This is a genomic window from Pseudonocardia sp. Ae150A_Ps1 (assembly GCF_001932315.1).
GTDB lineage: Bacteria > Actinomycetota > Actinomycetes > Mycobacteriales > Pseudonocardiaceae > Pseudonocardia.
Genome location: NZ_MCIJ01000001.1, coordinates 4,859,149 through 4,883,337 on the forward strand (window position 1 = coordinate 4,859,149; position 24,189 = coordinate 4,883,337).

Consider the following 24,189-nt stretch of genomic DNA (forward strand, 5'->3'; position numbering starts at 1 on the left):
GTCCGGTTGAAGAGCACGCCGAAGGGGCCTCGCCTGCGACGCTGACGGACCGTGACGTCCATACTGTGCCCATGGTTCTGGGACTGCGATCCGCGATCAGGTCGGATGTGGGTCGTCGCCGGACGTCGAACCAGGACTCCGGCGCGACGACGGGCCGGCTGCTGATCGTGGCCGACGGGATGGGCGGGCACGCCCACGGCGAGATCGCGAGCGCGATGACGGTCTCGGCCTTCACCGAGATGGAGGCCCGGCTCCCCGAGGACCTCAGCGACATCGACCTCGATGCCGAGCTGAACTCCGCCCTGGAGGACGCCACCGACCGCCTCGCCCGCCGTGCGGGGGAGGACCCGGAGACCCGGGGCATGGGCACGACCGTCGTGTCGCTGGTGCTGACGGGCGAGCACCTGGCGCTCGCGCACATCGGTGACTCGCGCATCTACCGGCTCCGTGAGGGTGAGCTCGCGCAGCTCACGCACGACCACACGATGGTGCAGCAGCTGGTCGACCAGGGGCAGATCACCGCCGAGGAGGCCGCGCACCATCCTCGGCGCTCGGTGCTGATGCGGGCGCTGAGCACCGATCACGCGCCGGAGCCGGACCTCGACCGCGTCGAGATCGTCGAGGGTGACCGTTTCCTGCTGTGCTCGGACGGCGTCACCGCCGTCCTCGACGACGCCGCGCTCCTGCGCGAGCTGGCGTCGGGGACGGAGCCGGACGCCGTGGTCGAGCGTCTCGTCGAGCTCTCGAACGAGGGCGGCGGCCCGGACAACATCACCGCGATCGTGGCGGACGTCGTCGACGTCCCCGAGGTGGCGACGCAGCCCCTCGAGACGGCCGGCGCGGCCAAGGAGATCGCGACCTCCAACTGAGGACGACGCCGGGCGGCCCCGTCCACGGGTGACGTCCGGGCGGGCCGGGAAGCCCGACGGCGGGACGGGCACCGACACCGCCCCCGTCCGCACGCTCGTGTCAGCGGCGGGCCACGATCCGGCGCAGACGCACCGTCCGCGCCGCCGAGCGGTGCGCAGCGAGTTCCGCCCGGGTCTCCGCGGGGAGATCGGGCGGGTAGACGCCCGCCGCGCACAGCTCCGCCACGTCGCCCGCCGGCTCCGCACCCCCGTCGGTGAGCCGGAAGCTCAGCCGGTCGTCGGCGAGGACCGCGAAGTCCGCCGACGACGCCAGCCACTCCGGATGCTCGACGGCCGACCGGTGCCGCCACGCCTCGCGGACCGCGTGCCGGAGGTGCCGTCCGCGCCAGCCCCACGACGCCGGGGCCGGGAGGAGCAGGGACAACAACCCGTGCGGGGCGAGCACCCGCCGGATCTCGGCGAGCAGCCCGTCCATGTCCTGCAGGAGCGGGAGGACGAGCGGGACGGCGACGCGCTCGACGGACCGCGTGCGCACCGGAAGGGCGAGGGGCGACGCCGCCACGAGGGCGAACGCACCGTCCCCGGCCTCCAGGGCGGCCCCGATGCCGGTGACGGTCGCCCGCACGCGTGCGCTCGCCCCGGGCGCGCGGCACCACTGTGCGGCGGTCGGGCCGTCGTCGGCACGCAGCCGGTGAAGGACCGGCGGGAGGACGTCTCCGTCGAAGGGCACCGGGGGAGTCTCGCGTACAGGTGGCCGATGGGACGGCCGGACCGCGACGAACGGCCGCCCACAGCCGATGATCGTCTTCGAGTGGGGTCGCGAGCCGCGCGGACCGGACGCGTGCCGCCCACCTGCCGCTCGTCGTACCCCGGACCCGCGACGGACGGTCGAAAAAAATCTTGAAAGAAGTTGGAGATCGGGCGTCCACGAGACGAACGACAGCGCGGACGGCCCGCGCGGGCCCCGATCCGGGCTTCCTCTTGCGCGATCGGCGCTGGTCAACCAGTATCCGGAGGGAGCCCGTCAGCACGACCGTTCGTCGTGCGACAGGGTCGGGTTCGTCCGCGCTGCTGTGCGGCCTGGGGCCGTGTTCGCGCAGGTCAGCGGGCGTTTTCGACCCCGGTTTGACGCGCCCGCAGGGCGTGCCGTAACTTTCTTCCTGTCAGCGAGTGAGCCGGACAGAACGGGCCCTGGAGGCCCGGTCAACAGGCCCGCTGGCCACTACGACACCCCGGTCGGCCTTCGAGTTTGTTGTGGGTTTACGGTGGTGGGGTCAAGGCGATCCGCCTTCTGGATCCGGTCGGGAGATCGGTGATGGTGGTGCGGGTGTCTTTTGAGAACTCAACAGTGTGTCGAGCTATTTTTTGGTTTGGCGTTTTTGTGCCAGATTGTTTGTTTGGCTGCCGGTGCGACCCCGTCGTGCTGGTGGGCCAGTTGTTTGTAAGTCAGGGTTTTTGTTGGAGAGTTTGATCCTGGCTCAGGACGAACGCTGGCGGCGTGCTTAACACATGCAAGTCGAGCGGTAAGGCCCTTTCGGGGGTACACGAGCGGCGAACGGGTGAGTAACACGTGGGTGACCTGCCCTCCACTCTGGGATAAGCCCGGGAAACTGGGTCTAATACCGGATAGGACCTCTCAACGCATGTTGGGTGGTGGAAAGTTTTTTCGGTGGGGGATGGGCCCGCGGCCTATCAGCTTGTTGGTGGGGTGATGGCCTACCAAGGCGGTGACGGGTAGCCGGCCTGAGAGGGCGACCGGCCACACTGGGACTGAGACACGGCCCAGACTCCTACGGGAGGCAGCAGTGGGGAATATTGCGCAATGGGCGGAAGCCTGACGCAGCGACGCCGCGTGGGGGATGACGGCCTTCGGGTTGTAAACCTCTTTCGCCAGGGACGAAGCTTTTGTGACGGTACCTGGAGAAGAAGCACCGGCCAACTACGTGCCAGCAGCCGCGGTAACACGTAGGGTGCGAGCGTTGTCCGGAATTATTGGGCGTAAAGAGCTCGTAGGCGGTGTGTCGCGTCGGCCGTGAAAACTTGGGGCTTAACTCTGAGCGTGCGGTCGATACGGGCATCACTTGAGTTCGGCAGGGGAGACTGGAATTCCTGGTGTAGCGGTGAAATGCGCAGATATCAGGAGGAACACCGGTGGCGAAGGCGGGTCTCTGGGCCGATACTGACGCTGAGGAGCGAAAGCGTGGGGAGCGAACAGGATTAGATACCCTGGTAGTCCACGCCGTAAACGTTGGGCGCTAGGTGTGGGGACCATTCCACGGTTTCTGCGCCGCAGCTAACGCATTAAGCGCCCCGCCTGGGGAGTACGGCCGCAAGGCTAAAACTCAAAGGAATTGACGGGGGCCCGCACAAGCGGCGGAGCATGTGGATTAATTCGATGCAACGCGAAGAACCTTACCTGGGTTTGACATGCACAGGATCGCGGCAGAGATGTCGTTTCCCTTGTGGCCTGTGTGCAGGTGGTGCATGGCTGTCGTCAGCTCGTGTCGTGAGATGTTGGGTTAAGTCCCGCAACGAGCGCAACCCTTATTCCATGTTGCCAGCACGTAGTGGTGGGGACTCATGGGAGACTGCCGGGGTCAACTCGGAGGAAGGTGGGGATGACGTCAAGTCATCATGCCCCTTATGTCCAGGGCTTCACACATGCTACAATGGCTCATACAGAGGGCTGCGAGACCGTGAGGTGGAGCGAATCCCTTAAAGTGAGTCTCAGTTCGGATCGGGGTCTGCAACTCGACCCCGTGAAGTTGGAGTCGCTAGTAATCGCAGATCAGCAACGCTGCGGTGAATACGTTCCCGGGCCTTGTACACACCGCCCGTCACGTCACGAAAGTTGGTAACACCCGAAGCCGGCGGCCCAACCCTTGTGGAGGGAGTCGTCGAAGGTGGGACTGGCGATTGGGACGAAGTCGTAACAAGGTAGCCGTACCGGAAGGTGCGGCTGGATCACCTCCTTTCTAAGGAGTCTCACCATGTGGTGGGGCACCGGCTCGTTTCTTTCGTTTCTTCTGAAATGTGGGAATGTGTTGGTTCCTTAACTGAGATCGCGCTGTCGGCCCCGAGTGTGGGTCGGGTGTGACTGGGTGGAACGCAATGGACGTCAAGCTGTGGTTCGGCACACTGTTGGGTCCTGAGGGGACACCGGTTTGGTGGGTGTTGTCTTTGGCCGCGTGGGTTCTGGGTTGTCCTAACGCCTTCTGGTTGGGGGTGGTGGTTGCCTGGGGTCTTCTGTGGTTGTGGGTTGAGTGTTGCATAGTGGATGCGAGCATCTTGTTGTGGTCAAGTTGTTAAGAGCACATGGTGGATGCCTGGGCATCAGGAGCCGATGAAGGACGTGGGAGGCCGCGATAGTCCTCGGGGAGTTGTCAACCGAACTGTGATCCGAGGGTGTCCGAATGGGGAAACCCAGCACCCGTCATGGGGTGTTACCCGTACCTGAATTCATAGGGTGCGTGGAGGGAACGTGGGGAAGTGAAACATCTCAGTACCCACAGGAAGAGAAAACAACAGTGATTCCGTGAGTAGTGGCGAGCGAAAGCGGAAGAGGCTAAACCGTGTCCGTGTCAAGCCGGCAGGTGTTGCGGATGCGGGGTTGTGAGACGTGCTGTTCATCTTCTGCCGAGGATGGGGCGGTCCAGTGTTTGTGTTAGCGGAACGACTCTGGGATGGTCGGCCGTAGTGGGTGAGAGCCCCGTACGCGAAAGCATGAGTCTGGTCGTGGGCATTGTTCTCGAGTAGCAGCGAGCTCGTGGAATTTGCTGTGAATCTGGCGGGACCACCCGTTAAGCCTAAATACTACCTGGTGACCGATAGCGGACTAGTACCGTGAGGGAAAGGTGAAAAGTACCCCGAGAGGGGAGTGAAATAGTACCTGAAACCGTGTGCTTACAAGCCGTCAGAGCCTGGAGCAGTCTTGTGCTGCAGGGTGATGGCGTGCCTTTTGAAGAATGAGCCTGCGAGTTATGCTTCGTGGCGAGGTTAACCCGTTGTGGGGTAGCCGTAGCGAAAGCGAGTCCGAATAGGGCGGTGGAGTCGCGGGGTGTAGACCCGAAGCGGAGTGATCTACCCATGGCCAGGGTGAAGCGTCGGTAAGACGCCGTGGAGGCCCGAACCCACCAGGGTTGAAAACCTGGGGGATGAGCTGTGGGTAGGGGTGAAAGGCCAATCAAACTTCGTGATAGCTGGTTCTCCCCGAAATGCATTTAGGTGCAGCGTCGTGTGTTTCTCATCGGAGGTAGAGCACTGGATGGCCTAGGGGGCCGACAAGCTTACCGAAGTCAGCCAAACTCCGAATGCCGGTGAGTGAGAGCGCGGCAGTGAGACTGCGGGGGATAAGCTTCGTGGTCGAGAGGGAAACAGCCCAGATCACCGGCTAAGGCCCCTAAGCGTGCGCTAAGTGGGAAAGGATGTGGGATCGCCCGGACAACCAGGAGGTTGGCTTAGAAGCAGCCACCCTTGAAAGAGTGCGTAATAGCTCACTGGTCAAGTGGTCCTGCGCCGACAATGTAGCGGGGCTCAAGCGCACCGCCGAAGCCGTGGCAATGACACTGTTGTGTTGTTGGGTAGGGGAGCGTCCTGCATCTGGTGAAGCCCGGGAGTGATTTACGGGTGGAGGGTGTGGGAGTGAGAATGCAGGCATGAGTAGCGAATGCAGAGTGAGAATCTCTGCCGCCGGATGACCAAGGGTTCCTGGGCCAGGTTGTTCCGCCCAGGGTGAGCCGGGACCTAAGGCGAGGCCGTCAGGCGTAGTCGATGGACAACGGGTTGATATTCCCGTGCTCGTGATAGTGCGTCCATGCCGGGGCCGGTGATGCTAACCATCCGAACCCACCTTCGCTCCTTCGGGAGTGTTGTTTGTGGGGGAGCGTGGGATCCGATCCGGTAGTAGGCAAGTGATGGGGTGACGCAGGAGGGTAGCTCCGCCACGCGGTGGTTGTCGTGGTGTAAGCCTGTAGCCCGAGTCCTAGGTAAATCCGGGGCTCATCAAGGGTGAGAGGTGATGCGTAGCCGATTGAGGCGAAGAGGGTGATCCCATGCTGTCGAGAAAAGCCTCTAGCGAGTGCTGTTGCGGCCCGTACCCCAAACCGACACAGGTGGTCAGGTAGAGAATACCGAGGCGATCGAGCGAACTGTGGTTAAGGAATTCGGCAAAATACCTCCGTAACTTCGGGAGAAGGAGGGCCATCTGCCTTGAAGCCCCTTCGCGGGCTAGGGGTGGGTGGTCGCAGAGACCAGGCCCAAGCGACTGTTTACTAAAAACACAGGTCCGTGCGAAGTCGCAAGACGATGTATACGGACTGACGCCTGCCCGGTGCTGGAACGTTAAGAGGACCTGTTAGCCCCTTTGGGGGCGAAGCGGAGAATTTAAGCGCCAGTAAACGGCGGTGGTAACTATAACCATCCTAAGGTAGCGAAATTCCTTGTCGGGTAAGTTCCGACCTGCACGAATGGCGTAACGACTTGGGCGCTGTCTCGACCACAGACTCGGCGAAATTGCATTACGAGTAAAGATGCTCGTTACGCGCGGCAGGACGGAAAGACCCCGGGACCTTTACTATAGCTTGGTATTGATGCTCGGTTCGGCTTGTGTAGGATAGGTGGGAGACTGTGAAGTCGTCACGCTAGTGGCGGTGGAGTCGTTGTTGAAATACCACTCTGGTCGAATTGGGTGTCTGAACCTCGGGCCATGATCTGGTTCAGGGACAGTGCCTGGTGGGTAGTTTAACTGGGGCGGTTGCCTCCTAAAGAGTAACGGAGGCGCCCAAAGGTTCCCTCAGCCTGGTTGGCAATCAGGTGTTGAGTGTAAGTGCACAAGGGAGCTTGACTGTGAGACTGACGGGTCGAGCAGGGACGAAAGTCGGGACTAGTGATCCGGCACCTCCTGGTGGAAGGGGTGTCGCTCAACGGATAAAAGGTACCCCGGGGATAACAGGCTGATCTTGCCCAAGAGTCCATATCGACGGCATGGTTTGGCACCTCGATGTCGGCTCGTCGCATCCTGGGGCTGGAGTAGGTCCCAAGGGTTGGGCTGTTCGCCCATTAAAGCGGTACGCGAGCTGGGTTTAGAACGTCGTGAGACAGTTCGGTCCCTATCCGCCGCGCGCGTTGGAGACTTGAGGAAGGCTGTCCCTAGTACGAGAGGACCGGGACGGACGAACCTCTGGTGTGCCAGTTGTCCCGCCAGGGGCACGGCTGGTTGGCTATGTTCGGGAGGGATAACCGCTGAAGGCATCTAAGCGGGAAGCCTGTTCCAAGATGAGGTCTCCCACCACCTTGAGTGGGTAAGGCTCCCAGTAGATGACTGGGTTGATAGGCCGGAGATGGAAGCCTTGTGAGGGGTGGAGTTGACCGGTACTAATAGGCCGAGGGCTTGCCACAACATGTTGTTCGCATCCACTGTGTGACCCTGAGTCTACAACCCCGTTGGTTGTGTGGTCTCTGTTTCCTGGGTCTTCTTGTGTCCCACCGTGGTGTGGGGTGTGAGGGGGTGTGGGGTGTAATTGGATAGTGTTGTCGGTGGTTATGGCGGTAGGGGAACGCCCGGTCCCATTCCGAACCCGGTAGCTAAGCCTTCCTGCGCCGATGGTACTGCACTCGACAGGGTGTGGGAGAGTAGGTCGCCGCCGACATTCAACATTTCAGGGGATCCCTCGGACCGTTTCGGTCCGGGGGATTTTCTGCGTTACGGGCCCGGTTTTCCTGGTGGCGGGCCGGCGGTCCGGTGGGTCCGGGGCGCGGGTCCTGGGGTGTCGTCGACGCCGGATGGGTGTGTCGTCTGCGGTCGTCGCGCGTTCCGCTGAACACCGCCAGGTCCGCGCAACACCGCCAGGACCGCGCAACGCTGCCAGGACCGCGGAACGCTGCCAGGTCCGCGTTCCGCGGAACGCGGTCGGGACGCGGACGGGTTCTCGGAGCGCGATCTGCCCGACCGGCGGGCGCCGACCGGGCGCCGACCTTGGGCCGACCCGCTGGCGAGCGGCTCCCACAGCACTCCCGGGGCCCGCAGACCGTCCTGCGCGTTCCGCGGAACGCGCCCGCACGGGCGTCCCCCAGGTCGTTCACGCCGGCGGCGCCGGCGGAGGCTGGTCGGGCCGGGCGGGTGTGAGGAGAGTGCACCGTCGTCGGCACCCGAGCGGAGAACGGGTGCCGCCCCGGGGGACCCGGGACCGGTGGGCATGTCCCTGTTCCCGCTGGAGCCGTGTGCGTTCCGCGGAACGCGACGGAGCGGCGGACCACCTCGGCCGGGCAGCGGCCGTCGGACTCGCTGTTTCTGCCCGTGAGCGGCAGATGCGTTCCGCGGAACGCTCCTGCTCAGGAGGCTCAGCGCTATCCGGTCGGCCGCGCAGACAGCAAGCCGTTCCGGATCCCGTTGTCCCAGCGGCAGACGGATATGGGCAGGCGGCGGCGAGCGGGACATCGTCCGGGGGTGGGCAGGGACCCGGACCCGGGGCCTGCGATGACAATGAGCGCCGCGAGCGGTACAGCAGGGTGGACGCCGGACATCCGTACAGCGTGGCTGCACCGCCTGCGGACCGCCTGCCTGATATCGGCGTGGAGCTCGTGACCGGATTCGGGCGCAGCCCGGTGGGGTCCGGGGAGCGTTCCGCGGAACGCAGATCCGGGTCACCTGCCTGCTCGTGCGAGGACCTCACCTCGACGCGGACCAGGTCCCGGAGAGCAGTGGTCGCCACGAGCGGGACCGGCGTTCCGCGGAACGCGGCTGCCGTCGGCACCGGACAGGAGCTCTGGTCCGGTGGGCCGTCGAGGTAGCGAGTTGCGATGTCGAGCTTGCGGGGCTTCGCGAATCTTGTGCTCCGGCGCGGTTCTCCCGGACCGGTTCGGAGCTCGTCGACGGAGGGCCCGCGGCAGCGACGGCACGTCGGACACGGTCACGTGGAGAGCTGCACACGAGGCCGACGATGAACGCCATCGGGCCGGCCGGAGCCGGTCTCGCATCCACAAGTGGCCGAACCATCCACAGCCTGCCGGAAGACCGATCCGGAAGCGTCCGGCGGCGGGATGCTCGACGGGACATCGACTCGACGTCCACCCCCGGAGGGTCCCGTGAGCAGCAACCAGATCACCGTCGTCGGCAACCTGACCCGCAAGCCCCAGCTCCGCTACACCCACAGTGGGCGGCCGGTGCTGGACCTGACGGTCGCCGAGAACTATCGCCGACGCGACGACAGCAGCGGCGAGTGGCGTGACGTCGCCAAGACCTACTACACGGTGACGTGCTGGCGGAGGCTGGCCGAGCACGCCGCGCAGACCCTGGACAAGGGGCACGCGGTCATCGTCGTCGGCCGGCTCTTCGTCGAGGAGTGGCTCGATCGCGACAACGTCCTGCGCAAGACCCCGAAGATCGACCCGATCAGCGTGGGCCTCGATCTGCGGTACTCGCCGGTGCTGGTCCCGCCGCGGCCGGTGAGCGGCCCCGACCGTGAGCCCGGCCGCGACCAGCGACCGGTCGACGACTGGGAGGTGCCGTCGGAGGCCCTCGACGGCATGGCGGAGGACGGCGATGCCCCGTTCGGCGCAGCGCCCGACGGCGACGAGGAGACTCCGCGTGAGGTCGCCGCCGTACCGGCTTCCGGACGCTGACGGCCGTCGAACTACCATCGGGGGCGTGGCGGACCTGATTTACACGATGCGGAACGTGCGCAAGGCGCACGGCGACAAGGTCATCCTGGAGAACGCGTCGATCAGCTTCCTGCCGGGGGCGAAGATCGGCGTCGTGGGCCCGAACGGGGCCGGGAAGTCGACCGTCCTCAAGATCATGGCAGGGCTGGAGAACGCGAACAACGGTGACGTGTTCCTGAAGCCCGGAGCGACGGTCGGCATCCTCCAGCAGGAGCCGCCCCTCAACGAGGAGAAGACCGTCCTCGGCAACGTCGAGGAGGGGCTGGGCGACGTCAAGGTCAAGCTCGATCGATACAACGCCATCGCCGAGGAGATGGCGACGAACTACACCGACGAGCTGATGGAGGAGATGGGCAAGCTCCAGGAGGAGCTCGACCACGCCGACGCCTGGGAGCTCGACTCCCAGCTGGAGCAGGCGATGGACGCCCTGCGCTGCCCGCCGGGGGATGCCGAGGTCGGGCACCTCTCCGGTGGTGAGCGCCGCCGGGTCGCGCTGTGCAAGCTGCTCCTCTCCAGCCCGGACCTGCTCCTGCTCGACGAGCCCACGAACCACCTGGACGCGGAGAGCGTGCTGTGGCTCGAGCAGTTCCTCGCGAACTACCCGGGCGCCGTCCTCGCGGTCACGCACGACCGGTACTTCCTCGACAACGTCGCCGGCTGGATCCTCGAGCTCGACCGCGGTCGCACGTTCCCCTACGAGGGCAACTACTCCACCTACCTGGAGAAGAAGGCGGAGCGGCTCGCTGTCCAGGGCAAGAAGGACGCGAAGCTGCAGAAGCGCCTGAAGGAGGAGCTGGCCTGGGTCCGCTCCAACCCGAAGGCCCGTCAGGCCAAGAGCCGTTCCCGGCTGGACCGGTACGACGAGATGGCGGCCGAGGCCGAGCGCCACCGGAAGCTGGACTTCGAGGAGATCCAGATCCCGCCGGGCCCGCGCATGGGCAACCAGGTCGTCGAGGTCTCGAACCTGGACAAGGGCTTCGACGGCCGGCAGCTGATCAAGGACCTGTCCTTCACACTGCCGCGGAACGGCATCGTCGGTGTCATCGGCCCGAACGGTGTCGGTAAGACGACCCTGTTCAAGACGATCGTCGGGCTGGAGGAGCCGGACTCCGGCGAGGTCAAGGTCGGCGACACCGTGAAGCTCTCCTACGTCGACCAGAACCGTGGCGGGATCGACCCGAAGAAGACGGTGTTCGAGGTCGTCTCCGACGGGCTCGACTTCATCCAGGTCGGCAACGTCGAGATGCCGTCCCGGGCCTACGTCGCGGCGTTCGGTTTCAAGGGACCCGACCAGCAGAAGCCGGCGGGGGTCCTCTCCGGTGGTGAGCGGAACCGGCTGAACCTGGCGCTCACGCTGAAGCTGGGCGGCAACCTGATCCTGCTCGACGAGCCGACGAACGACCTGGACGTCGAGACCCTCGGCTCGCTGGAGAACGCGCTCGAGCAGTTCCCCGGCTGTGCCGTGGTCATCTCCCACGACCGGTGGTTCCTGGACCGGGTCTGCACGCACATCCTCGCGTGGGAGGGCACGGACGAGAACCCGGCGGCGTGGTTCTGGTTCGAGGGCAACTTCGAGGCGTACGAGAAGAACAAGATCGAGCGGCTCGGAGCAGAGGCGGCGCGACCGCACCGGGTCACGCACCGTAAGCTCACCCGCGACTGATCACCACTCCGCCGGACCGCTCCGAGTCGGTCCTGTCTGAACAGAGCGGACGCGACGAGGCGGCGCGGGTGCACCGGGCCGGTGATGTCACGGGAGGCGAAGTGACGTCCCACCTGGGAGATCGCGGAAACGCGACGACGGCTGAACTGAGGACGGCAGCGGCGCTGCGCTGGCAGCGTCCGCTGCTGACCTCGGAGCTCGCCGGTTACGCGTGTTCCCGCGCGGTCGCGGACAGTGACGATCTCGGCTGGGTGCAGGCGGCCGGCTGGCTGTTGGACGGGCATGCTGCAGGCGGTGACGCCCGCGACGTCGCGACGGCCGTCCTCGCCGGTCTCACCGGCACCGGACGCCCGGACGACGCGGTCCCGTCCGTGCCCGTCCGGGCGCCCGGTGCCGCACTGCTGAGCCGGCCCGAGGCCGCTCGGCTGCGGGTCGAGCTCGCCACCGTCGCGCAGGTCGACGGTGAGCTGGCGACCGCGCACGCCCTCGTCGCCGGGCTGCCGGACGACGGTGCCGGGGAGGAGCCGGGGCTGCTCCTGCTCGACCGGCTCGCCGTCCAGGTCCGGTGCGCGCTCGCCGGGCCTGCCGTGGACGACCTCCAGCGCCTGCGCGAGGAGGTCGCCTCCTGCGGGGCGGCCTTCAGCGGTGAGGCGTCGGCCTTCGCCGACCTCGTCGTCGGCTCGGTGCACCGCGCCCGCGGCGAGCACGACCTCGCCGTCGACAGCGCGCTCCGCGGGCTCGCGCAGCTCGGCTGGACGCCGGACCGCGCCGACGCCCGCCCCCTGTCGGCGCACCTGGCCGCGGCCCTGCTCAGCCAGTGGATCACCGCGCTCCTCGACGGCGGCCGGGTACCGGCCGACGCCGTGCGGGCCGCGTCGGCCCAGCGGGACGTGGCCGACGCCGGGCGGCAGGGTGTGTTGCTGCGGCTGACCCTGGCTCGCGCCGGTGCCGGGCGGGCGGACCACGCGTCCCGTGCCCTGGCCGAGGCGGCGGACGGTGCCGGGGCGGCCGGGGTCCCGGCGCTCGTCGCCGCGTGCCGCACCGCCCAGTCCGAGCTGCACGAGAGCGCGGGACGGTTCCGCGAGGCGCTGGAGGCGATGTGGGCGGCCACGGCGGCCGACCAGCTCGACCGGGCCCGCGGTCGCCGCTTCCGGCACGCCGTCGCCGCAGCCCTCCCGCTGGACGGGTCGGCCGGCCGCCGTGCCCGGTGGTCCGGATCCCGCGGAGACGCGCCGATGCCCACGCCGTTCCGGCGGGCTGTGGCCGGCACCGCGACCAGCACGGGCACCGCGACCGGCACCGGCTCCGGCACGGACATCGACGACGCTGCGGGCCCGGCACGCGGCGGACCGGCGGCACGACTGCGGTTCGGGCTCGGGCGCCCGCGCGAGGACGGACCGACGAGAGAACCGTCCGGCGCACCGGTCGAGACCTCGGCGGAGGAGAGTCGGTCGGAGATCGTCATCCGCGGCGACGGGACCGCCGATCCGGTCGTGTCCGGGACAGCGGGTCCTGCTGTCCTCCCGGACGAGGGACCTGCCGGGGCGGGGGACACCGCGCTCGCCGCCTCCGGCGGCACGAGCTCGATCGATCCCGACGACCCGCTCGGTGTCTCGGGCCTGATGACCGGACGGGCCGAGGACGCGGAACAGGATGCGCCGCTCGGGGGCCTGCCGCCGGTCGGTCCGGACGCAAGCGGCGTGCTCGACCGGGCGGAGGGGGCCCGGTACGGGGTCCCGGGCGTCTCGGGTGCGGACAGTGGTGCGCCCCTCGGAGACGCGTTGCTCGCCGAGCTCCGCGACCCGCGACCGGCGTCGGCGTCGACGAACGGCTCGTCCGTCCTCGGGGCGCTCCGCGCCGAGGCCGCGCCGGTCGATTCCGGCCCGCACGACGGCACAGCCGCCGGTGGGGGCGGTGTCCTGGACGGCGCCGGACCGGAGCCCGCGGGGCCGGGGGCAGGCGAGCCGACGAGGTCCGAGCCGGAGGCGTCCGAGCGGGAGACACCGACGGCGTCCGAGCCGGAGACGTCCGAGCCGAGGGCCGCGGAGCCGAAGACCTCCGGACCGGAGCCCGCCGGATCGCCCGTCGAACCCGAGCCCGGTCTCGCGGAGCGGTCGATCCGGGTGGATCTGATCGGCCGGGACGGTGCTCCCGCGCCGGCCCCTCTCCCTGCGGGTGTCCTGCACGAGATCGCGGTCCGGTCGGCGCGGCTGGTCCCGCCGTCCGGGACGACGGTCACCGAGGACGACGCCGTCCTCATCATCCTTCCCGACGCCGACCGGGTGACCGTGCTCCTCTGGGCCCGGTCGCTCGCCGCGCATCTCGCGGTGCGCGTCCGGCGGGGTGGCCTCCCGGCGGGAACCGGTCTGCGGCTGCGCGCCACCGGTCCGCGGGGCGCGGAGGGCGAAGAGATCGTCCGCGAGCTGACCGGCCCCGACGAGCCCGCTCCCGTCCCGGAACCGACGCTCGCCCGGCCCGCAGCCGCGGTCGGCGGAGCCCGGAACGGGAGGCGCCGGGCCACACCGCTCGTGGACGACGAGGCGCCTGTCACGACGAGCGCGCCCGGTGAGCCGGACCCGGTCGCACCCGACGGGGCGCCGGTGCCGGGCGGTGGATCGGGGACGGCGCCGTCCGTCGGGGACGCCGGGCCCGCCATGACGGCGGTCTGGGACCCGACGACGGAGCAGGAGGAGCCGCGCCGCGGCCGCCGCAGGGCGGTCGAGGGTGCCGAGCCGTCCGCGCTCCCGGCCGGGATCACGGTCCGGCCGGGCAGCGGTGGCCGGCGCCGGTCCGACGCGCCGCGGCGTCCGGAGCCGGTGTCCGAGGCCCGGACGGCCGGACGGCACGGCGGTCAGGAGCAGGACGTCCGTGCCGAGCCGGCGCCGGGTGACGGTGTGCCCGGCGACCGTGCGCAGGGCGACCGTGTCCCGGACGGTCCGGGACGGATCTCCCGGACCGGGCGCAACGGCGACGATCGGCGGCTGGCGGCCGCCGTCCGCGCGCACCTCGAGCTCCCCGACACCGGTGGGGAGGAGCCCGGGGAGACCGGGCGTGCGGGTCGGCCGGTCGCCTGGTCCTCGGTGACGGAGGGGGCGGGACCCTCGGCGTTGCCGAAGCGCGTCGGCCCGTCCCGTGCCGCTGTGCGGAACGGGTCCGCCGCGGCCGAGGAACCGCGCGACGAGGTGTGGACCGTCCGGTCGGCCGCCGCGTCGGAGGACGTCCCGGCCGTGGTGCCGGGCGACGTCGCCCCGGAGGTGGAGCCCGACTCCCGTCGTGCGGACGACGAGAGCGGGCACCGGCGCACGGAGGCCGCGTCGAGCGGGCCTGCGGACCGGGGTGGGACGGGCGACGCCCCGAGCCTCCGCGACCCGGGCCCCCGCGAGCCGGGTCCCCGCACACCGCCTGGATCCCCGGCATCGGACGGCACCGGCTCCGCCGGCACCTCGACCGCGGCGGGCACCTCGACCGCGGCGGGCACCTCGACCGCGGCGGGCACCTCGACCGCGGCGGGCACCTCGACCGCGACGGGCACCTCGACCGCGACGGACGCCCCGACCGCGACGGACGCCCCGTCCGGGACCGACGCGCCCCCTACCGCCGTGCCGTCCGACGACGACGCCACGACGTCCGGCGATCCGCAGGACATTCCGGAGCACATGGGGCTGGCCGATCTCCTCGCCGGAGCCATGGCCGCATACCGCGAGATCTGATCCTGACCTGCGCGAACGGTCCAGTCGCCGTCCGCTGATGTTCCTCCGGGCGGCCGCACCCGGGCGATAGGGTGCGTGAGTCAGCACACGCGCGGGGCCGGAGTGGTACGTGAGCAGCGGTACGGATGGCACGGGGAGCACGACCGGGGTCGAGGTGCGGGCGGGGGGAGAGCCGCGTCCGGGGAGCGGCGCCGCGGCGGAGCTGGTCCGCCTCTACACGCGGAACACACCCGAGGCGGAGAGCACCGGCGGCCCCGAGCTGGCCGGTCCGGCACCCGTCGTCGACGCGCACCTCGCACTGGCCGCGCGCCGCGAGCCGGGACGCGCCGTCGTCGACGTCACCGCGGGCCCCGGTGACGCGACGACCGTCGACATCGTCACCGACGACATGCCGTACCTGGTCGAGTCCGTCATGGCCGGGGTCGGCCGTGCGGGCGGGACGGTGCGCCGGGTCGTGCACCCCATCCTCGTCGTCCACCGCGGTCCGGACGGGTCGCTCGTCCGCGTCGACACCGACGCCGATCCCAGCGAGCCGGGGGACGCCCGGGCCGAGTCCTGGATGCACCTCGACGTCGTCTCCGCCGGTGGCCTCGACCCGGAGCGCCTGCGCGCGGAGCTGGAGCGGACGCTGTCCGACGTCCGCCAGGTCATCGACGACACCGCCGCCATGACGTTGCGGGCCCGCGCGCTCGCCGACGACCTGACCGGCGCCGGGAGCGCCACCGCCCCCCACGAGGGCGACGACGTGCACCCCACCGAGGTCGCCGAGCTGCTCCGCTGGCTCGTCGACGACCACTTCGTCTTCGTCGGCTACCGGCACTACTCCCGGCGCGAGGGTCGCCTGCAGCCCGACACCGACACCGGGCTCGGCGTGCTCCGCCCCGACGACGCCGGCGCCGCGGTCTTCCTCTCCGGAGAGGGAGAGGAAGGCGCCGAGGAGTTCGGCGGCCCCCTCCTGATCACCCGGGCCAGCGAGCGCAGCCGGGTGCTGCGGGCGGTGCACCCGTACTACGTCGGCGTCCGTGCCCGCGACGACGACGGCACCGTCACCGGGGAGCACCGGTTCCTCGGGATGCTGACCGTCCCCGCCCGGCACGAGTCGGTCCTCGACATCCCGGTCGTCGCCCGCCGGATCCGCGGCGCGATCCGCCGCGCCGGGTTCCCTGCCGACTCCTACTCCGGCCAGCAGATGCTCGAGGTGTTCTCGGTGCTGCCGCGCGCGGAGCTGTTCGCGTCCTCGGAGCGGCGGCTGCAGGAGACCGGCGTCGGCGTGCTGGAGGCGAGCGGGCGGCGCGCGGTCCGGCTGTTCGTTCACCCGGACCCGTACCGCCGCTTCCTGTCCTGCCTGGTCTACCTGCCCCGCGACCGCTACACGACCGATACCCGGCTGCGGATCACCGAGATCCTGCGGACCCGGCTCGGCGGAACCGACGTCGCCTACACCGCCCAGGTCGGCGACGCCGAGCTGGCGATGCTGCACCTGACCGTCGCCACCGACCCGTCCGCCGAGCCGGTCGCCTACGACCTGCCCGCACTGCAGGACCACGTCGCCGAGGCCACCCGGACCTGGGACGACCTGCTCGTCGCCGCCCTCGGGGACGCCGGGCCGGCCGCCCGGCCGCTGCTCGACGGCGTCCCCGAGTCGTACAAGGCGGGCGTCGCGCCGCACCGGGCCGTGGAGGACCTGCGGCGGCTGCTGGCGCTGGACGAGGACCGGCCGTTCGACCTGCGCCTCTACCGCAGCGCCGACGACGACATACGGTTCGCCCTCTACCTCGGTGACGCCCCGGCCACGCTGACCGCGGTGCTGCCGCTGCTCCAGCAGCTCGACGTCGACGTCGTCGACGAGCGGCCGTACGAGTTCGTCCGGCCCGACGGCCGCCGCTGCTGGCTCTACGACTTCGGGGTGCGCGCCCCGCAGCCGTCCGGGGCGCCCGCGGTGCCCACCGTCACCGTCGAGGACGCGGGCACCCGCTTCGAGGACGCCTTCGCCGCCGCCTGGCGCGGCGACGCCGAGTCGGACCGGTTCTCCGCACTCGTCCTGCGTGCCGGCCTGCACTGGCGGGAGGCGGCCGTCCTGCGGGCCTACAGCCGCTACACCCGCCAGCTCGGCGGGCTGTTCACGCTGCAGTACACGGCGAACGTCCTCGTCGCCCACCCGCAGGTCGCCGAGGGACTGATCACGCTGTTCCGGGCCCGGTTCGACCCGGCGAAGCCCGACGCCGCCGAGCAGGAGGCTGCCCACCAGCGGGCGCTGGAGAACGTCACGACGCTGATCGACCAGGTCAGCGGCCTGGACGCGGACCGCATCCTGCGCGGGCTGCTCGCCCTGATCGAGGCGACGCTGCGCACCAACTGGTTCCGCGACCGGCCGTTCTTCTCGTTCAAGCTCGACCCGGCCGCCGTCCCGGACATGCCGCTGCCGCGGCCCCGGTTCGAGATCTTCGTGTACTCGCCGCGGATCGAGGGCGTGCACCTGCGGTTCGGCCCGGTCGCCCGCGGTGGCCTGCGGTTCTCCGACCGCCAGCAGGACTACCGCACCGAGGTCCTCGGGCTCGTGAAGGCGCAGGCGGTGAAGAACGCCGTCATCGTGCCGGTCGGGGCGAAGGGCGGGTTCGTCGTCCGCAGGCCCGCGCCCGCCCCCGACCACGTGCGGGAGTGCTACCGGACCTTCGTCTCCGGCCTGCTCGACGTCACCGACAACCTGCTGACCCACGCCGACGGCAGCACCGAGACCCTGCCGCCGCCCGGCGTCGTCCGGCACGACGGGGACGACTCCTACCTGGTCGTCGCGGCGGACAAGGGCACCGCGACGTTCTCCGACCTGGCCAACTCGGTCTCCGAGGAGTACGGCTTCTGGCTCGGCGACGCGTTCGCCTCCGGCGGCTCCGTCGGCTACGACCACAAGGCCATGGGCATCACCGCCCGCGGCGCCTGGGAGTCGGTGAAGCACCACTTCCGCGAGCTGGACCTGGACACCCAGGGCCAGGAGTTCACCGTCGTCGGCGTCGGGGACATGTCCGGTGACGTGTTCGGCAACGGGATGCTGCTGTCCGAGCACATCCGGCTGGTCGCCGCGTTCGACCACCGTCACGTGTTCGTCGACCCCACCCCGGACGCCGCCACGTCCTACGCCGAGCGGCGCCGGCTGTTCGAGCTGCCCCGCTCCACCTGGGAGAGCTACGACGCCTCCCTGATCAGCGCCGGGGGAGGGGTCTGGCCGCGGACGGCGAAGTCGGTGCCGATCGGGCCGGAGATCCGGACGGCGCTCGGCCTGCCCGCCGACGTCACGCGGATGTCGCCGCCGGAGCTGATCCACGCGATCCTGCTCGCCCCCGCGGACCTGCTGTGGAACGGCGGCATCGGCACCTACGTCAAGGCGTCGGTCGAGACCCACGCCGAGGTCGGGGACAAGGCCAACGACGCGATCCGGGTCGACGGCCGGGACCTGCGCGTCCGCGTCGTCGGCGAGGGCGGCAACCTCGGTCTCACCCAGCGCGGCCGGATCGAGTTCGCCCGCTCCGGCGGCCGCGACGGCGAGTACGGCCGGATCAACACCGACGCGATCGACAACTCGGCCGGTGTGGACTGCTCCGACCACGAGGTCAACATCAAGATCCTGCTCGACCGGCCGGTGGCCGACGGCACGCTCGACCGGCCCGCCCGCAACGAGCTGCTCGCGTCGATGACCGACGACGTCGCCGACCTGGTCCTGGCCCACAACGTCGCGCAGAACGACGTCCTCGGCGTCGCCCGCGCGCACGCCACCGCGATGGTCGCGGTGCACGGTCGGATGGTCAGCGACCTCGTCGAACGGGCCGGGCTGGACCGCGAGCTGGAGGTGCTGCCGTCCACCGCCGGGTTCGACGCGCTCGCCGCCGCCGATCTCGGACTCACCGGCCCGGAGCTCGCGACCCTGCTCGCCCACACCAAGCTCGACCTGACCCACCGGCTGCTGCAGACCGACCTGCCCGACCGGCCCGCGTTCGAGCCGACGCTGCCCGCCTACTTCCCGGCCCCGGTGCGGGAACGGTACGACCACGCCGTCCGCAACCATCCGCTGCGCCGCGAGATCATCGGGACGCGGCTGGTCAACGAGATGGTCGACGGCGCCGGGATCAGCTACGCGTTCCGGCTCGGCGAGGAGATCGCCGCAGGCCCGGACGACGTCGTCCGCGCCTACGCCGTCACCACCCGCGTGTTCGCGCTGCCCGCGCTGTGGGAGGCCGTGCGGACCGCGGACGTCCCGGTGGCCGTCGCCGACGCCGTCGTCCTCGAGTCCCGGCGACTGCTCGACCGGGTGTCGCGCTGGTTCCTCACCAACCGGCCGCAGCCCCTCGCCGTCGGTGCGGAGATCAACCGGTTCGCCGCACCGATCGCCGAGCTGCGCGAGCGGCTGCCGGAGTTGCTGCAGGGCCGCGAGCTCGATGCCGTGAAGGAACGCGCGGCGGAGCTGCGGGCGGCCGGGGTGCCCGAGCAGCTCGTGGAACCGGCCGCACTGTCGCTCTACGCCTACGGCCTGCTCGACGTCGTCGAGCTGGTCGAGCTGTCCGATCGGGAGAAGGAGCCGCGGCCGGCGGCCGAGGTGGCGCAGCTGTACTACGCGGTCTCCGAGCACCTCGGCGTCGACCAGGCGCTGACCGCGGTGTCCCGGCTCGACCGCGGGGACCGGTGGCACGCGCTGGCCCGGCTCGCGCTGCGCGACGACCTCTACGGGTCGCTGCGCTCGATCACCCTCGACGCGCTGCGGGAGTCCGCGCCCGGCACCGACGTCGACGAGGCGATCGCGGCCTGGGAGCAGTCCAACGCGTCGAAGTTGTCGCGGGCCCGGACCGCGCTGGAGGAGATCGGCGGATCGGCGTCGCTGGACCTGGCGACGCTGTCGGTGATCTCACGACAGCTGCGCGGCCTGGCCCGCTAGGAGTCGGGGACACTCACGCCCATGTCCGCCTTCGTCACGACGGTCCCGCTGCGCTGGACCGACCAGGACGCCTACCGGCACGTGAACCACGCCCGGATCGTCACGCTGATCGAGGAGGCGCGCGTCGCGCTCGCCTTCACCGGCGCCGGCGAGGAAGGGCTGACCGGGTTCGCGTCCGGCCTGCTCGTCGCCGGGCTGCACGTCGACTACCGGCGCCAGTTGCCGTGGCGGGCGGACCCGCTGCGCGTCGAGATCACCGTCCGGGACCTGCGGGCGGCGTCGTTCACGCTGGACTACGTCCTGCGCGACGGCCCCGGCGGGGACGACGCCGTCGCCGTCACCGCGTGGACGTCGATGGCCCTCTACGACCTCCGGGCGAACCGCCCGCGGCGGATCACCGAGGGCGAGCGGGACTTCCTGAAGCGGCACCTGGGAGCGGTGTCGTGACCCTCCGGCTGGCCGACGCGACCGAGCGGGACGACCTCGGCGCCTTCACGGCGCGGGTCGTGCGGCTCGACCAGGCGGCGGCGATCCGGCTGACGACGGCGGGGGACCGGGTCACGGCGTGGGCGCGGACCCCGTTCGACGTCCTGGTCACCCGATCGGTCGCAGGCACCCTGGACGGCGGCGTCCCGGTCACGGCGCACGCGTCGTCGCTGCTCACCGCGCTGGCCGTGGAGCGGGCCGAGGAGATCGACCCCGGGACGCCGGCCGCGTGGATGGAGGAGCTGCCGCCTGCGGAGGGCTGGGCCCTGGTCGACGACATCCCGGCCGGCGAGCTCGACGGTCTCGCCGAGCGCGGCCTCGCACTGGCCCGGGAGCACGCGGGACCGATGGGGCCACCGGCGTCGCTGCTGGACCAGACGGTGCTGACCGTGTCGCCGCCGGAGCCGGGGCGGCCGGTGACGGTGCCGATGCGGGTGCTGTTCGCGATGTCCGGGATGGGGTTCCTGGGATCCGGGCCGGCGGACGCGGGCGGTGCCGTGCCGGGGCCCGGGGGAACCGGAGCGGGTGAGCCGCGGGTGCGGGTGTCGGCGTCCGGCTCCTGGGTGCGGCTCGACGCCCGCTACGGCGCCGTCGTGAAGCGTCGCGTGGTGTCGTTGCCGCTCACCGTGACCGGGTAGCGGAGACCCACCGGGTCAGGACAGGTTGAGGACGCTGACCTCGCCGTCGCCGGTGACCCAGCCGGTGCGACCGTCGGCGGAGACGGCGACGGCGGTCGGGTTCAGCGCGACGTCGGTGGAACCGGCGACCTCCCAGGACCGCGTGTCGACCACCTGGAGGCCCTGCCCGGTGGTGACGTACAGGTGGCGACCGTCGGCGGCGAACGCCAGGCCGGTCGGACCGCCGGCCGCCTCGACGCGGGCGATCTCGCGGCCGTCGTCGGGGTTGAGCACGGTGACGGTGTCGGAGTCCGGTCCGGCCACGGCGACCCGGGGCCCGGGGGACGACGTGGACGCCGGGGCCGCGGCGACCGCCTCGGCGCCCCCGGCGACGGGGAAGCTCCCGAGCACGGTGAGGCTGTCCGGGTCCAGCACCGTCAGCTCGTCCGCGCCGCGGGTGGCGAGATAGACGCGGTTCGCCTCGGCGTTCGGGGCGGCCGCGGACGGGGTCTGCGGGACCGGGACGGAGCGCGTGACGACCCCCGCGTAGGGGTCGAGCTCGTCGACGACGCCGTTCGCGCGCGAGGGCAGGTAGAGGAAGCGGCCGTCGGCAGAGGTGACCGCACCGGCCGGATCGGCCGCGACCGGCACCGTGTTCACGACCGTGGCGCCCGGGACGTCGACGACGGCGAGCTGTCCGCCGCCGTCGCCGGACATCGTCACGAACGCCCGCGTGCCGTCGGGCGAGGTGGTGACGTCCTCCGGGACGCCGGGCAGCGGGATCTCCCCGGTGACGGCGTCGCCGGCGGGATCGACCACGAGGAGTCGGTTCGCGTCGCGCACCGCGACGAGCGCGGGCCCGCCGGGCGCGGCGGCGACCGCGACCGGCGCGGCACCGGCCGGGACGGTCGCGCGCACCGTCGGCTGCGACAGGCTGGCCGCCGCGGCGGCGACCGCGGGCCGCGGGCCCCGGCCCGCGTCCGCGTCACCGCTGACCGCCGCGCCGAGCGTGTCGCCGCCGGCGTCCTCCGGCGTCGGCGAGAGCATCGCCCAGAGCGTCAGCGCGCCGAGCAGGGCGATCGCCAGCGCGATCGCCAGACCGGCCGGGGACACGCCACGGCGGCCGTTGCGCGGCTTCGCCGACATGATCGCCTCGCGGCGCGGGGCGATCGGCTTGTCCGCCGGGGACTGCGGGCCCTGCGGACCGGTGTCGGAGACGGTGCCGTCCTTGCCGGACTCGGCGCGGGCGGCCGCCACCGACACCGCACCCACCGACGCCGCCGCGGCCGCGTTGCGGGTGGTGGGGTCGGGGGCGTCGTCCGTGACCGGCGGCGTGACCGGGGCGGTGCCCTCGACGGCGTGCTCGGCGGGGGCGGGGTCCTCGGCGTCCGTGCGGCCCGGTGCGACGGCGCGGGGGCGCCCGTCGACGTCCAGAGCGGGGATCGTCTCGGTGACGTCGGTCCCGTCGCCGGGACGGCCCGGTGCGGGCCTCGGCGGGACCGGCCGGCCCTGCGACGGACGCGGCCCCTGCGGCGGACGGCCGGGCGCGGCCTCCGGTGGCGCCCAGGGCGAGCCCGGTGCCGGTGCGCCGGGCGGCGGCGCCGGGGCGCGGAACGCCCCGGTGCCGGCCTCGCCGGCGGGGAACGACCCCGACCGGGGGTCAGGTCCGGGCCGTGCTTCCGGGGCCGGGAACGCGCCGGTCCTCGGACCGGGACCGGGGCCGGGTCCGGGGCGACCGTCGCGGAGGGCACCCGGCTGCGGGCCGGTGCCGGACCGGGGGTCCTCGGCGGGGAACGCGCCGGTCTGCGGCCCGGTACCCGGACCGGCCGGATCGGCGGGCCCGGTCTCGTCGCGGTCGGCCGGTGCCCAGGCATCGGCGCCGCGGCCGGGCAGCCTGCCGAAACCGCCACCGGTGTCCGCGCCGGCCTGCGTCGCGAACAGGTCGTCGCCGGACAGGCCGGCCATCGCCGGGCCCGACGGTGTGCGACCCGTCGCGGGCCGCTGCTCCGGCGGCCGGTCCGCCGGCGGGCGCCTTCCCGGCATGGTCGGACGGCCGCCGGGCGGGGGCGCCGGCCGGGCGGCGGGCTCGGCCTGCGCCGCGTCGTCCCGGGGCCGGGCGTCGTTCTGTGCGCTCGGGTAGTGCCCGATGAGGGCGCCCGGCGGGAGGATGTCCGTCTCCGGGCCGTCGGACGACGGCCGCGACGGGCGTGGCGGCCACCGCTTCGACGTCGTCTCGCCGCCGTCGTCGTCGGACGTGCCGGCGTCCGGCCGCGCGGCCGGTCCCGCCGCGGGGACCGCGGGCGTCGTGCCGGTGCCCTCCTCGTCGATCGGACGCGGGTTCGGCGCGATCGGCGGGACGACGGTCGGGGCGGGCGCGGTCACCGGGATGCCGTCGGTCGACGGGCGTCCGCCGCCCATCCGCGGACGGCCGGCGGCCGGGGTGGCCGTGGCCGGGTCCGCGGCCGTCGCAGGCGGGGCGAACGACGGCGGCGGCGCGAAACGGTCGGGCGGGGTGTGCAACGGGTCGCCGGAGCCGTCGGCGGATCCGGGGCCCTCCGGGGTGCGGTCGCCGGATCCGTCGTCGCCGGACCCACCGGAAGCGGGGTCGTCGGCCGGCAGCGGCCCGACACCCAGCGGGTCGTCGCCGAGGTCGCCGAGATCGGCGTACGAGTCGTCGGGGGACGCCTCGTCCGGGTCGTGGCCGGCCGGAGCGGACGCGTCGTCCGCCGCGGGGCGCGGTGCCGGACGGGGCCGGGCGCCGGGCGAGGGCGCTCCGGTGCCGGCGGTCCCGCCGACGCCAGGAGTCCCGTTCACGCCGTTGCCCGACGCACGGTCGGGCGCTGCCGGTGCCGCACGCCCGTCGGTCCCGGACCCGTCAGGCCCGCGGGTGACGAGATCGGCGAACCCGGTCCCGGTCCCGGCCGAGTCCGGGCCGGGCCCGGTGGCGACCGGGGCGGCCGAGCCGGCCGCGGAGCCGGGCGGCGGGTCCGCGGACCCCGGGGGCCCCGCCGGCTCCGGTCCGGCGTCGCTCGCGCCGTCCGCGGTGCCGCCGGGGGACCTGGGAGGTCCCGGAGGTCCGGAGGCGTCGCCGGGACGGTCCGGGTCGGTGTCGGAACCCGACCTCATCACCAGGTCGACCAGCGATCCGGGGACCACGGGGACGCGGCCGGTCCGGATCGCTTCGCCGAGCCCGTCCGGGGCCGGTTCCGCTGCGTCGTCGCGTCCCGGCTGACCGGGCGCCGACGTCATGCGTTCTGTGACGGTC

9 protein-coding genes and 3 rRNA genes are annotated in these 24,189 nt (G+C 71.3%); 10 read left to right on the plus strand and 2 right to left on the minus strand.

The genetic code is table 11. The features are described 5' to 3' along the window. The first annotated feature begins 71 nt into the window (after window positions 1–71). A complete protein-coding gene (locus Ae150APs1_RS22825; protein ID WP_050802321.1) occupies window positions 72–869 on the plus strand; it encodes a Stp1/IreP family PP2C-type Ser/Thr phosphatase in 798 nt (265 codons plus the stop codon). Between the two features lie 100 nt (window positions 870–969). Here the strand turns inward: Ae150APs1_RS22825 and Ae150APs1_RS22830 are convergent, their stop codons facing one another. Beyond that, the gene (locus tag Ae150APs1_RS22830; RefSeq protein ID WP_075300218.1) at window positions 970–1,599 is read right to left on the minus strand and encodes a methyltransferase domain-containing protein; all 630 of its coding nucleotides are present in this window, start codon (window positions 1,597–1,599) and stop codon (window positions 970–972) included. Between the two features lie 725 nt (window positions 1,600–2,324). Here Ae150APs1_RS22830 and Ae150APs1_RS22835 point away from each other — a divergent pair. From Ae150APs1_RS22835 to Ae150APs1_RS22875, 9 genes are all read left to right on the plus strand, one after another. Then, window positions 2,325–3,844, plus strand: a 16S ribosomal RNA gene (locus tag Ae150APs1_RS22835). A 320-nt stretch (window positions 3,845–4,164) separates the two neighbouring features. Then, a 23S ribosomal RNA gene (locus tag Ae150APs1_RS22840) occupies window positions 4,165–7,265 on the plus strand. Window positions 7,266–7,399: 134 nt separating this feature from the next. After that, window positions 7,400–7,516, plus strand: a 5S ribosomal RNA gene (rrf, locus tag Ae150APs1_RS22845). Together the 16S, 23S and 5S rRNA genes form the textbook arrangement of a ribosomal RNA operon. A gap of 1,435 nt (window positions 7,517–8,951) precedes the next feature. Next, window positions 8,952–9,488: a single-stranded DNA-binding protein gene (gene ssb, locus Ae150APs1_RS22850; protein WP_075300220.1), complete on the plus strand. Its 537-nt coding sequence runs from the start codon at window positions 8,952–8,954 to the stop codon at window positions 9,486–9,488. Window positions 9,489–9,513: 25 nt separating this feature from the next. Then, the gene (gene ettA, locus Ae150APs1_RS22855; protein WP_075300222.1) at window positions 9,514–11,190 is read left to right on the plus strand and encodes an energy-dependent translational throttle protein EttA; all 1,677 of its coding nucleotides are present in this window, start codon (window positions 9,514–9,516) and stop codon (window positions 11,188–11,190) included. A 101-nt stretch (window positions 11,191–11,291) separates the two neighbouring features. Next, entirely contained in the window at window positions 11,292–14,900 is a 3,609-nt protein-coding gene (locus tag Ae150APs1_RS22860) for a hypothetical protein (protein WP_139317021.1), read from the plus strand. A 109-nt stretch (window positions 14,901–15,009) separates the two neighbouring features. Continuing rightward, window positions 15,010–19,821: an NAD-glutamate dehydrogenase gene (locus Ae150APs1_RS22865; protein ID WP_249266455.1), complete on the plus strand. Its 4,812-nt coding sequence runs from the start codon at window positions 15,010–15,012 to the stop codon at window positions 19,819–19,821. Window positions 19,822–19,842: 21 nt separating this feature from the next. Next, window positions 19,843–20,268, plus strand: a complete 426-nt coding sequence (locus tag Ae150APs1_RS22870) for a thioesterase family protein (protein ID WP_075300228.1) — start codon at window positions 19,843–19,845, stop codon at window positions 20,266–20,268. Then, window positions 20,265–20,945, plus strand: coding sequence for a hypothetical protein (locus Ae150APs1_RS22875; protein WP_075300230.1), 681 nt, complete (start codon window positions 20,265–20,267; stop codon window positions 20,943–20,945). The genes Ae150APs1_RS22870 and Ae150APs1_RS22875 overlap by 4 nt, the downstream gene beginning before the upstream one ends. A 15-nt stretch (window positions 20,946–20,960) precedes the next feature. Here the strand turns inward: Ae150APs1_RS22875 and Ae150APs1_RS22880 are convergent, their stop codons facing one another. After that, on the minus strand, window positions 20,961–24,173 hold the full coding sequence (locus tag Ae150APs1_RS22880; protein ID WP_075300232.1) for a YncE family protein: 3,213 nt from the start codon (window positions 24,171–24,173) through the stop codon (window positions 20,961–20,963). Window positions 24,174–24,189: the final 16 nt, after the last annotated feature.